An 11,566-nucleotide genomic window follows, 5' to 3' on the forward strand; every position below is an offset into this window, starting at 1 on the left:
TCAGTGCACCGAGACCGTGGAGGGCGTGTCGGCGTGCGTGTCGGCGTGCGTGTGCAGCTCGGCGGTGGACATCTTGCGGCGGATCCACGGGACGAGCGCGAGGAGCACGCCGGCGACGACGAGCGTGATGACGCCGTTGACGAGGTAGTACGCCGCGTCGCTGAGGCCGCCCATCGCCTGGATGAGCTGCGCCGCGATCGCCTGCCCGGCCGCGCTGCCGAGGAACCACAGCGCCATGGCCTGGCTGGCGAAGGCGCGCGGCGCCAAACGGGTCGTGGCCGACAGCCCGACGGGTGAGAGGCACAGCTCGGCGACCGTCTGCATGACGAAGACGCCCCCGAGGATGTAGACCGGCGCCGTGTTGCCCTGGAACGTGGCGAAGGCCCACGACATGGCGAGCGCCGACAGGCCGATGATGGCGACACCGAGGACGAACTTCATCGGCGTCGACGGCGAGCGGCCCGCACGCTTGGTCCAGATCCAGCCGAAGACCGGGGCGAGCAGCACGATGGCGAGCGGGTTGATCGACTGGAACCACTCGGGGTTGACCGTGATGCCGGCGGTCTCCTTGACGGTGTTGTTCGCCGCGAAGAGGGCCATCTTGCCGGCGGCCTGCTCGAAGATCATCCAGAAGAGCATCGCGCCGATCCACAGCGGCAGGTAGGCGGCGAGGTGCGACTTCTCCTCGCGCTCGACCTTGGGGCTGCGGAACATCATCGTGAAGTAGGCGATCGGCGTCAGCACGGCGACGATCGAGATGGCGTCGATGACCTGGTCGAGCACGGTATCGCGCCACAGGCCGGCGAGCACGACGACGAGGGCGAAGGCGACGACGGCGCCCACGGCGAGGGCCGTGACCCGACCGCGCTCCTCGGGCGAGAGCGGGTTGGGCACGTCGTCGACGGCGCGACCGAGCGCCTTGCGGCCGACGACGAACCACACGATCGCGATGGCCATGCCGACCGCCGCGGCGGAGAACCCGGCGTGGTAGCCGTAGTGCTCTCGCAGCCAGCCGACGACCAGCGGCGAGAAGAACGAGCCGATGTTGATCGACATGTAGAAGATCGAGAAGCCGCCGTCCCGGCGCGCGTCCTCGGGCTTGTAGAGCGTGCCGACCATGGCGGACACGTTGGGCTTGAGCAGTCCCGTGCCGAGGGCGACGAGGGCGATGCCCAGCCAGGCGGTCGCGGTGGTCGGCAGGGCGAGGCAGACGTGGCCGGCCATGATGACGACGGCGCCGTAGAGCGTGGATCGCCGGGCCCCGAAGAGGCGGTCCGCGGTGAAGCCGCCGATGATCGAGAGCAGGTAGACGGACGCGCCGTAGATCGCGACGACGGCGGTGCCGGTCGTCTCGTCGATGCCGAGGCCGCCGTTGCCCGCGGTGTCGATGAGGAAGTAGAGCAGGATGGCGCGCATCCCGTAGTAGGAGAAGCGCTCCCACAGCTCGACGAAGAAGAGGGTCGACAGTCCCTTGGGGTGTCCGAGGAAGGCCCGGTCGTCGGCGCTGGCGCCCGACTCGGGGGTCGGTGGTCGGTCCTGGGTCCGTGTGGTCATGCGGGTCTCCCAGCCCCTCGTGGGGGCAGTTCGATGGTTGGACAACCACCCCAAACTAGGTGCGACGCCCCGCCGGGCTCAAACCGAGGACGTCCGTGCGACGCCTCTGCGCAGCTCGAGGGCGTCCTTGAGCAGGCCGGTCGCGAGGGCCGCACCGACGCCCTCACCCGCACGGATCCGCAGGTCCAGGAGTGGCTCGAGGCCGAGCTCGCGCAGCACGAGGACGTGGGCCTTCTCACGTGACCGCTGGCCTGCGACGAGGTGCGCCGCGACGGCCGGCTCGAGGCGCACGGCCGCGAGCGCACACACCGACGTGGCGAGCCCGTCGAGCACGATGACACCGCCCTCCTCGGCCACACCGAGCACGATGCCGGTGAGGACGGCGAGCTCCCCGCCGCCCAGGCGCCTGACGGCGTCCGCGGCCGGCACCCGCCCGACCCGGGCGAGCGCCCGCGTCACGACGTCGCGCTTGCGGTCGAGCATCGCGGCATCGGCGGATGAGCCTCGACCGACGACCTCGTCGGCCGGCACGTCGAGCAGGGCCGCGGCGAGAGCGGCTGCCACGGTCGTGTTGCCGACGCCGACCTCGCCGAGCGCCACCGGCCCGACGCCGACCAGCGCGCGACCGCGCTCGCGTCCGAGAGCCAGCAGGCCGGCATACGCCAGCTCATCGAGCGCATCACTGGTGACGAGATCGCCTCTGCTGCAAGCGATCCCGGCATCGATGAGCTCAACGTCGAGGCCGGCGGCACGAGCCGCGACTGCGCCCATCGAGGTGCCCTCGCGTGTCGCCCGCGCGACGTCTGCGGTGACGGACGGGTCGAAGGCCGAGATGTCGTATGCCGTCACGGCATGGTCCGCAGCCGCGACGACGAGGGTGCCCCGACCGTCCACGGCGTGCAGCGCGGTGATGCGGTCGAGGACGGCATCGAGCACCCCCAGGGAGCCGGGCACGGTGAGCAGGTCGTCGGAGCGGTCGCGGGCGGCGACGACGTCGGCCGGCTCGGGTGCGCGCAGGTGCGAGGTGGGGGCGTCTCGCTCGGTCCAGCGCTCCCGCATGACGACCTGCTCGAGGGGCAGCCGCTTCGACCAGCCGGCGCGTTCGAGGCCGGGCTCGGGCGGCCGCTCGTCGGGCCAGCCGAGGCAGAGCCAGCCCAAGGTCTCGACGCCGTCGGGCAGTCCGAGGAGGTCGGCCAGCTCGGCGGGCTCGAACAGGGTGACCCAGCCGAGCCCGAGACCGTGCGCCCGCGCCGTCAGCCAGATGTTCTCTATGGCGGCGGCGCACGACCACAGGTCGGCGTCGGGGAAGGTCGCACGGCCGAGCACGCCGGCCGCGGGGGTGCGGCGGTCGCAGGCCACGACGACGCCGACGGGCGCCTCGCGGATGCCCTCGAGGCGCAGGTCGAGCAGGCCGCGGGCGGACTCCTCGGCCATCCCGGCCGCCTGGCGCAGCCGGCAGCGGTCGGCCATCAGGGCTGCCGCGTCACGCGTCGCGGCCTCGGTGACGACGACGAAGCGCCACGGCTGGCTGTGCCCGACCGACGGCCCGCGGTGGCCCGCCGTGAGCACCGCCGTGAGCACGTCGTCGGGCACCGGGTCGGGTCGGAACCGGCGGATGTCGCGGCGCGCGCCGACGACCCGCTCGAGCGAGGCGAGGTCGTCGCGCAGGGCCCAGGCGTCGGGCGCCGCGGCGCGCTCGGCGGCCGACGACGCGTCGCCGATCATCGGGACGGGCCTGCGGTAGCTCACGCGCCAGACTCTAGTTCGGGGCCGTGTCGATCCACCCACGGGTCACGCCCAGCACCCGGCTCCCGTCGGTGTCGGCGAGCGACATCCCGACGAAGGCGGTGGCGCCCTCTGAGGTCTGCCAGCGGAACCGGTAGTCGGTCGAGGTCGCCGCGTCGGCGATGGCCACCGCAGCGTCCCTGGAGGTCTGGGCGTTGGCGAAAGCACCTGCGGACCGCGCGAGATACGCGTCGAGCTGGGCGGCATACGGGTCGGAGCCGTCGGTCGTCGCCGGCGACTCGGGGCGCGCCACGTTGCCGACGAAGTCGCTCGCGACGGCGGCCGGCTCGATGACCGACACGTGCACCCCGTGGGCCAGCATGACGACGGCGAGCGACTGCATGAAGCCCTCGACGGCGAACTTCGCGCCGCAGTAGGCGTCGGCGAAGGGCTGGCCGACGGCGCCACCGACGCTCGTCACGGTGAGCACCGTGCCCGACCCGGCCGCGCGCATCTGCGGCAGGACGAGCTTGGTCAGCGCGACGGGGCCGAGGTAGTTGACCTCGAGCTGGTCGCGGATCTCGTCGAGGCTCAGCTGCTCCGCGGTCGCGACGGCGCCCCGGCCGGCGTTGTTGACGAGCACGTCGAGGCGGCCGTGGTCGGCGAGCACGCCGTCCACGCAGGCGCGGGCGGCCTCGTGGTCGGTGACGTCGAGGGCACGCACGTCGACCTCGACGCCGGCCTCGGCTGCTGCGTCGGTCAGCGCGGTCGCCCGGCTGGTGTCGCGCATCGTCGCGATGACGGTGAGCCCGCGGCGGGCGAGCTCGACGGCGGTGTGCAGGCCCATGCCCGAGGAGGTGCCGGTGACGAGGGCGACCGGCTGCCCGTTGGAAGTCATGCGGGCGACGCTACGCCGGTGGCGGCTGGGCGGGTCCGGCGTCGATGTCGTCGAGTCCGGCGATGACGATCTCGAGGAGGCGGGCCAGCTCGTGCCGCTCGGCGTCGGAGAGGCCGCGCAGGGTGTCGCTCTCGACGACGTTGGACTCGCGGACCGCGGCACTGAAGAGGGCCCAGCCGTCCTTGGTCAGCGACACGAGGGTGCGGGTGCGGTTGGACTCGTCGGGGCGGCGCTGGACCAGCCCGCGCCCGGCCATCTTGTCGAGGCGGTGGGTCATCGACGACGGCGCGACGTTCGAGAGGTCGGCGAGCTGGCTCGGGGTGAGGCACGTGTCCCCGGCCCGGGCCAGGGCCGCGAGCACGGCCCACTCGCCCTGGGTGAGGTCGAGGTCGGCGAACTGGCGGACGTACCACTGGTCGAGCTTCTTCGTCACGGAGAACACGGCGGTGATGACGCGCTGCACGGACTCCTCGCCACCGGCCGCGACGTAGGTGGCGACGTCGGCGGCGTGCTCCTGCTGGGCGGTCTGTCCTCGCTTGGCGGCCATGGAAACGCATTGTCGCACCGACCTGGGGTGGTGCTACTCTTTCGACGTCGAACTTCGATGCCGAAATATTCGATGCCGAAGCTGCGTTGACCCCCCGGTCCGCCTCCCCGTTCCCGAAAGGGTGTGAAACCCATGCGCACCAAGCTGCTCATCCTCGCGTCGTCCATCGGCATGCTCGGATGGGGCACCGTGCTGCCGTACCAGTACGCGTATGCGGCCAACACCCGCGGCTGGGGCCCCCTCGCGGCCGCTCTGGCCAGCACCCTCTTCTCCGTCGGTGCGCTCGTCGCCGCCCCCTTCGCGGGTCGGCTCAGCGACCGCTTCAACCCCGTCGCCGTCGCCGTGACCGCCAAGCTGCTCGCGGCCGCCGGCGTCGGAGGCCTCGTCTGGGCCCAGTCGGCCCCGGCGTTCCTCGTCGGCATGTTCGTCTTCGGCTTCGGCCTGACCGCGGCCGGTCCCGCCGCCTCCGTGCTCGTGCTGCGCTGGGCCGGGAGCGACGACCGGCGCAAGGTCTTCGCCTACAAGTTCACGGGCGAGGCCATCGGCATGGCGGTCGGTGCGTTCGTCGCCGGTCAGTTCGTCGACCTCTCCCGGGCCGACGGCATGACCTTCGCGTTCATCGCGGCCGGAGCCGGTTTCGCGATCTCGGCCGTCCTCATCCACGTCGCCGGCATCGGCGCCCCGAGCGAGGTCGCCCCCGACCTCGCGGCCGGAGGGGCGGAGGCCCGGCTCGGCACGATGGAGGCCCTGCGCCGCATCTTCGCCGTGCCCGCCCTGCGCTGGACGGCGGTCGTCGCGGTGGCGCTGGCCCTCGGCTTCTACGCGCAGTTCGAGTCGGGCCTGCCGGCCTACGCCCTCACCGTCCTCGACGTCGACGAGTCGGCCATCGGCCTCGCCGCTGCCGTCAACTGCGTCGTCATCGTGGTCCTGCAGGTCGTCGTCGTCCGGGTCACGGCCCGTCGCAACGCCGCCAGCCTCCTCATGGTCGTCGGCGCGGTCTGGACCCTGTCGTGGGTCGTCCTCTCCGTCGCCCAGCTGACGCCCGAGGTCGCCTCGGCCCTCTTCGTCACGACGTTCGGCATCTTCGCCGTCGGCGAGACGATGTATGCCCCGGTCCTCAACCCGCTGACCGCGAGCCTCGCGCCGCGTGGCCTCGTCGGCACGACGCTCGGTACGTTCACCGCGATCCAGACGACCTTCTCGGCCGTCGGCCCGCTCGTCGCCGGCGCCCTGCTCGGCATGGGTCTCGCGAACGGGTTCCTCGCCCTGCACGTCGTCATCAGCCTCGTCGCCGTCTACGGCGCCTGGCGCCTGCGGGCGGCGCTGCGTGCCCGCCGGGTCGAGGAGCGCCGCGAGGCCGCGGACGCCGCGGACGCCCGGCGTGCGCTGGAGCCGACCCCCGTGGTCGTCGCCGCCTGACGTGTGGCCGACCTCGCGCCCTCAGGGCGCGAGGTCGGCCACCGGCGTCAGCAGGTAGCGCCCCGCCATCCCGACGGTGCGTGAGAGCGTGGCGAGGAAGTCGGTGCGCAACGGCTCGGCGCCGTCAAGCGACCACAGCACTCTTGCGTTGGTCCACGCGGCGTCACGGGCCCTCGTGATGCTCCAGCCACTGACGAGGTTGGCCACCGGGCCGGCGTACTGCTCGTCGACGGCGAGTGCGACGCCGTCGAGGAAGGAGCGCCGCACCTCCTCCTGGACGGCGGCGAGCAGCTCGTTGACCCGCTGGTAGTCGGCCTCGACACCGGGGCTGTCAGGCGTCAGCCCGAGCTGGCGGCAGGTCGTGACGACGGCGACCGGCAGGTCGTGGTTGATGTGGGCGTTCATCCCGGCCAGGGCGAACTGGATCGGCACCCGTCCGGGCTCGCGCCTCGACGTGAAGAGCGGTGCCCACGACGGGTCGGGCACGGCTGCATCGACCGCGTCGAGGTAGAGGCCGGCGAAGACGAGGTCGAGGCGCGTCACGAAGGCGGGGTTGGCGAACCAGCCGGCCACCAGTCGGTCACGCACGAGCTCGGTGACCCGTAGGTACATCCGGTTGAAGTCGCCGACGCCGTCATCGGCGGGCAGCGCGCGGTCGATCTCCTGCATGCGCGCGACGAGTGCGTCGACCGAGACCGGCTGGCCCGGTGGCACGGACGGGGGCGTGCCCGGCGCCGGCGCAGCCGGGGTGGGCGACCCACCGAACCGCGAACGGACCCAGGCGACGGCGTCGGAGAACCACCCCATGCACCGACGCTAGTGGTTCACGGTGGGTGAAACACCGTGATCGGTCGATCACGGCGCAAGTCAGGACCAAAGCCTCTGGTGCCCCGCCCGGTGGCGAGAAACGCTGAAGGTAGATGAGGAAAGGAGGTGAGGACAATGTCACAGCTCCTTGAGAAAGATCGTGTCGGGACTGAGCGCCTTCCGAGGTTGTTCCGCAACCGCACGGTCGAGTACACGCTCCTGATCCTCGGTGCCCTGGTCGCAGGGTTCGGTGCCTACACGTACTTCGTGCCGGCAGGCTGGATCCTGGCGGACCTGAGTGAGGCCTGGTACCTCGGCAGCTGGATCGCTGGCGGAGTCCTGCTCACCGCAGGCTTCGGCATGCTCGGCGCCAGTGTTCGTGATCGTGAAGGTCACTGGACCTACGACTCCGTCATGAGCTTCGTGCTCGGCGCTCTGGCTCTGGCCGGGGCGGTCGCCGCTGCAGTGGTGCTCATCATCTGACCACCTGGGCTGACCATCTGGTCTGACCACCTGAGAAGGGGTGATGCAGGGTCGAAGCCCCCACAGACGTGGGGGCTTCGGTGCTGGTCCGGCGAGTCAGCCCAGTGGGCCCGCAGCTCAGCGTGCGTTGAACGCCTCGATCCGCTCGATCGCCTCGCCGACCGCCGTGGTGCCGGCAGCGAAGCTGAGCCGCACCGAGTGCGCGCCCGCGCGGTCGTCGAAGTCGCCTCCCGGGGTGATCGCGACGCCGACGTCCTCGAGCAGGGCCTTGGCGTATGCCGCGGAGCCGCCCCAGCGGGCCAGCTGCGGACCGAGGTCGGCCCAGTAGTAGAACGCACCGTCCGGTGGGGCTGACTCTCCCCAGCCGAGTCGGGTTGCGTTGTCCAGCAGCAGCTTCCGGGTCCGCGCGAACTCGGCGACGGCCTCGTCGCACTCGAGGTAGGACTCCTCCGCGAAGGCCGACACGGCGGCATACTGCGCCGGTGCGGGCGGGCACAGCGCGACGTTGCCCGCGAGCGCGTCGACCGGTCGCGCGAGGTCCTCAGGCAGCAGCATCCAGCCCAGCCGCCAGCCCGTCATGCCCCAGTACTTGCTGAACGAGGAGATGACGAGCGACGTGTCGTCGCTCTCCCACGCGCACACGCCTCTGGGGTCCGCGGCGCCCGGCTCGGGATAGGTGACGCCGTGGTAGATCTCGTCGCTGACGAGGCGCACCCCGTGGGCGCCGCACCAGTCGGTGATCGCGGCGAGCTCGGCGCGGTCGACCATGGTGCCGGTCGGGTTGGCGGGCGAGGCGACGATGAGCCCGGCGAGCGGACCGTCGGCCTGGGCCGCCTCGAGCAGGGCTGGGGTCGGTTGGTAGCGCGTCTCGGGGCCGCAGTCGACCTCGACGACCTCGCAGCCGAGCGAGGTGAGGATGTTGCGGTAGGCCGGATAGCCCGGTCGCGCGAGGGCCACCCGGTCCCCCGCCTCGAACGCGGCGAGGAAGGCGAGCACGAAAGCGCCCGAGGAGCCCGTGGTCACCGCTACCCGGGCAGGGTCGACGTCGATGCCGTACCAGCGGCCGTAGTGGGCGGCGATCTCGGAGCGCAGCTCGCGGATGCCCAGGGCCGAGGTGTAGGTCAGGGCGCGGCCGGACCCGTGGATCCTCGCCGCGGCCTCCGAGACGAGGCTCGGCGCACCGCCCGACGGCTCGCCGGCGCAGAGCGACACGACGTCGCGCCCCTCGGCACGCAGCACGGCCACCCGGTCGAGCACGTCCATGACCTCGAACGGCGCCACCTGCGAGCGCCGCGAGGGCTGGAGCGGTCGGGTCGGGCGGGAGGGCTCACGGGTCACCGCTTCAGTCTGCCCGAAGCCTCGTCACCCGAAACACGCCGTTCACCCGACGTGGATAGCCTCGTGCGCATGACGATCGCCCACCACGCAGACGCCTCGACCCTCGCCGACAAGGAGGTGCTGACGTGGGAGGGGTTCGGCACCGCGGTGCGTGAGCTGGCCCAGCTCGTGGCCGACTCGAGCTTCCGACCGGAGATCCTCGTGGCCGTGGCGCGCGGCGGCCTCATCCCCGGCGGCGGCCTGTCCTACGCCCTGGGCGTCAAGCTCACCGATGCCATCAACGTCGAGTTCTACACCGACGTCGAGGAGACCCTGCCCGACCCCGTCCTGCTCGCGCCGCACCTCGACACCGACAGCATCAGGGGCCGCCGGATCCTCGTCGTCGACGACGTCGCCGACTCCGGCCGCACCCTCGCTCTCGTTCTCGACCTGCTCCAGCAGCACGGCGCCGAGGCGCGCAGCGCAGTGATCTACGGCAAGCCGCGCTCCATCGTGGCTCCGGACTACGTGTGGCGGCAGACGGAGCGCTGGATCGTCTTCCCATGGTCGGCGCAGCCGCCGGTGTCCGGCTCGCAGGTGACCGGGGACAGCGACATCGACCGACAGCCCTGACGGTCCGACGGTCGGTCCCGACGACGGGACCTACGACGGGACCGACGACGGGACCGACGAAACGTGGTGCGCCGACACACTGACCGAGCGCGGAGCCGGTGCTAGACAGGGCAGGTCGACTCCGAGAGGACCCGCCATGACAGCGCCGTCGTTCACCTGCACCCTCGTCGAGACCTCGCGCCTCACCACCAACGTGTGGTCGAGCGGACCGGAGGACGGCGTGCCGATCCTGCTCGTGCACGGCAACCTGTCGACGGGCGGCTACTGGCGCTACGTGGCTGAAGCCCTCGGCGAGCTCGCCGACGACGTCCGGGTTATCGCCCCGGACCTGCGCGGCTTCGGTCGCACGGAGGCGCTCCCGATCGACGCGACCCGAGGTCTCGGCGACATGGTCGAGGACGTCCACGCGCTCCTCGACGCGCTGGGACTGGCGGACGAGTGCCGGGTCATCGCGGCGGGCTGGTCGATGGGCGCGGGCGTCCTCGAGCAGCTCATGGTCGAGCACCCGGACGACCTCGCCGGCGTCGTCCTCGTGGCGCCCCTGTCACCGCACGGCTTCGGCGGAACCGTCGACGCCGCGGGCACGCCCGCCTTCGACGACGGGGCGAGCACCGGCGGTGGCGCCGCCAACGCGGACTTCGTGCGGCGCCTCGCCGCGAAGGACGCCGGTGACGAGGACCCGCAGAGCAGCCCTCGCGTCGTCATGCGCACCTTCTACGGCCCGGGCGCGAACGCTGGCGACGTCGACGAGGACTTCCTCGTCGACGAGCTGCTCCTGACCCGGACGGGCGACGACTTCTATCCCGGCGACTCGACTCCGTCGGAGAACTGGCCCGGCGTCGCCCCCGGCACCCGGGGCGTGCTCAACACGATGACGCCCACCCACTTCGACGCGACCGCGATCGTGGACCTGGAGCGCAAGCCGCCGGTCACCTGGGTGCACGGCACCGCCGACCAGGTCGTCAGCGACACCTCGCTCTTCGACCTCGCGACCCTGGGCTCACTGGGTGCGGTCCCCGGCTGGCCGGGGAGCGACGTGCTCCCCTCCCAGCCGATGGTGGCCCAGGTGCGGGCCGTCCTCAAGCGCTACGCCGCTGCCGGTGGCGCCATCAAGGAGGTGGCCCTCGAAGGGATCGGACACGGCATACCCCTGGAGGTGCCGGCCGTCCTCGCCCGGGAGATCGAGGCGCTCATCACCGACTGAACCCAGCCGACGGTCGTAGTGTGCGAAGCATGGATCTCGGACTGCACATCGCCAACTTCACCTGGAGTGGCGGCTCCTCCACCTTCGTCGACGACTTCCGGCGCACCGCGAAGACCGCGGAGGACGTCGGCTTCACCAGGCTCTCCGTCATGGACCACGTCTGGCAGATCGGAATGATCGGGCCGCCCGAGCACGAGATGCTCGAGGCCTACACGGCACTCGGCTACCTCGCCGCGGTCACCGAGCGCGTCCAGCTGCTCGCGTGGGTCACGGCCGCCGTCTACCGGGAGCCCGGGCTGCTCGCCAAGGAGGTCACCACCCTCGACGTGCTCTCGAAGGGCCGCGCCATGCTCGGGATCGGCGCCGCCTGGAACGAGGAGGAGTCCGTCGGGCTGGGACTGCCCTTCCCGGGGACCGCCGAGCGCTTCGAGCGGCTCGAGGAGACCCTGCAGATCTGCCTGCAGATGTGGAGCGACAGCGACGAGCCGTATGCCGGCAAGCACTACCAGCTCGCGCGCACCCTCAACTCGCCGCAGTCGGTCCAGCGCCCCCACCCGCCGATCCTCATCGGTGGCGGCGGCGAGAAGAAGACGCTGCGCCTCGTCGCGCAGTACGCCCAGGCCTGCAACCTCTTCGACAGCCCCGACCTCGCCCGCAAGCTCGAGGTGCTGCGCGGCCACTGCGAGACCCTCGGCCGTGACTACGACGAGATCGAGAAGACCGTCATGGGTCCCATCGACCCCGGCCCGAACGGTGAGAACGTCGACGCCACCCTCGAGCACCTGCGCGACCTCGCCGGTCTCGGCGTGACGCACGTGCAGATGGGCGTGGGCGACGGCTCGAAGACCGACGTGCTCGAGCTCATCGGCGAGCGGATCATCCCCGAGGCCGCCAAGCTCTGAGCCACCCGCTGTCATCCCCGACCGACGACCGTCGGTCGACGCCAGCCGCCGTTGCCGCGTGTCGTCGCGGCGTGTCG

General features: G+C 71.8%; 11 protein-coding genes. 5 read left to right on the forward strand and 6 right to left on the reverse strand.

Annotated elements, in window-relative coordinates:
* From ABD831_RS03265 to ABD831_RS03280, 4 genes are all read right to left on the reverse strand, one after another.
* On the reverse strand, positions 1 to 1,554 hold the full coding sequence (locus ABD831_RS03265; protein WP_344941421.1) for a peptide MFS transporter: 1,554 nt from the start codon (positions 1,552 to 1,554) through the stop codon (positions 1 to 3).
* A gap of 78 nt (positions 1,555 to 1,632) precedes the next feature.
* A complete protein-coding gene (gene bluB, locus ABD831_RS03270; RefSeq protein ID WP_344941424.1) occupies positions 1,633 to 3,303 on the reverse strand; it encodes a 5,6-dimethylbenzimidazole synthase in 1,671 nt (556 codons plus the stop codon).
* 10 nt (positions 3,304 to 3,313) lie between these two features.
* Positions 3,314 to 4,177, reverse strand: coding sequence for an SDR family NAD(P)-dependent oxidoreductase (locus ABD831_RS03275; protein WP_344941427.1), 864 nt, complete (start codon positions 4,175 to 4,177; stop codon positions 3,314 to 3,316).
* Positions 4,178 to 4,187: 10 nt separating this feature from the next.
* Entirely contained in the window at positions 4,188 to 4,724 is a 537-nt protein-coding gene (locus ABD831_RS03280; protein WP_344941429.1) for a MarR family winged helix-turn-helix transcriptional regulator, read from the reverse strand.
* A gap of 132 nt (positions 4,725 to 4,856) precedes the next feature.
* Between ABD831_RS03280 and ABD831_RS03285 the strand changes: the two genes are divergently transcribed.
* The gene (locus ABD831_RS03285) at positions 4,857 to 6,143 is read left to right on the forward strand and encodes an MFS transporter (RefSeq protein ID WP_344941432.1); all 1,287 of its coding nucleotides are present in this window, start codon (positions 4,857 to 4,859) and stop codon (positions 6,141 to 6,143) included.
* A 21-nt stretch (positions 6,144 to 6,164) separates the two neighbouring features.
* Here ABD831_RS03285 and ABD831_RS03290 read toward each other — a convergent pair whose 3' ends face one another.
* Entirely contained in the window at positions 6,165 to 6,950 is a 786-nt protein-coding gene (locus ABD831_RS03290) for a DUF5995 family protein (protein WP_344941434.1), read from the reverse strand.
* Positions 6,951 to 7,136: 186 nt separating this feature from the next.
* Between ABD831_RS03290 and ABD831_RS03295 the strand changes: the two genes are divergently transcribed.
* Positions 7,137 to 7,433, forward strand: coding sequence for a hypothetical protein (locus ABD831_RS03295; protein ID WP_344941437.1), 297 nt, complete (start codon positions 7,137 to 7,139; stop codon positions 7,431 to 7,433).
* A 117-nt stretch (positions 7,434 to 7,550) separates the two neighbouring features.
* Here ABD831_RS03295 and ABD831_RS03300 read toward each other — a convergent pair whose 3' ends face one another.
* Positions 7,551 to 8,696: an aminotransferase class I/II-fold pyridoxal phosphate-dependent enzyme gene (locus ABD831_RS03300; RefSeq protein WP_425582788.1), complete on the reverse strand. Its 1,146-nt coding sequence runs from the start codon at positions 8,694 to 8,696 to the stop codon at positions 7,551 to 7,553.
* A 144-nt stretch (positions 8,697 to 8,840) separates the two neighbouring features.
* On the opposite strand from ABD831_RS03300, the gene ABD831_RS03305 reads away from it, so the two are divergent.
* The 3 genes from ABD831_RS03305 to ABD831_RS03315 all read left to right on the forward strand — a co-directional run bounded on the left by ABD831_RS03305 (position 8,841) and on the right by ABD831_RS03315 (position 11,489).
* Positions 8,841 to 9,383, forward strand: a complete 543-nt coding sequence (locus ABD831_RS03305; RefSeq protein ID WP_344941441.1) for a phosphoribosyltransferase — start codon at positions 8,841 to 8,843, stop codon at positions 9,381 to 9,383.
* 136 nt (positions 9,384 to 9,519) lie between these two features.
* Positions 9,520 to 10,587, forward strand: coding sequence for an alpha/beta fold hydrolase (locus ABD831_RS03310; RefSeq protein ID WP_344941444.1), 1,068 nt, complete (start codon positions 9,520 to 9,522; stop codon positions 10,585 to 10,587).
* Between the two features lie 29 nt (positions 10,588 to 10,616).
* Positions 10,617 to 11,489 (forward strand): LLM class F420-dependent oxidoreductase, encoded by an 873-nt coding sequence (locus ABD831_RS03315; RefSeq protein ID WP_344941447.1) that lies wholly within the window; start codon positions 10,617 to 10,619, stop codon positions 11,487 to 11,489.
* Positions 11,490 to 11,566 lie beyond the last annotated feature (77 nt).

The sequence above is a fragment of the Terrabacter ginsenosidimutans genome (assembly GCF_039539425.1).
Taxonomy (GTDB): domain Bacteria; phylum Actinomycetota; class Actinomycetes; order Actinomycetales; family Dermatophilaceae; genus Terrabacter; species Terrabacter ginsenosidimutans.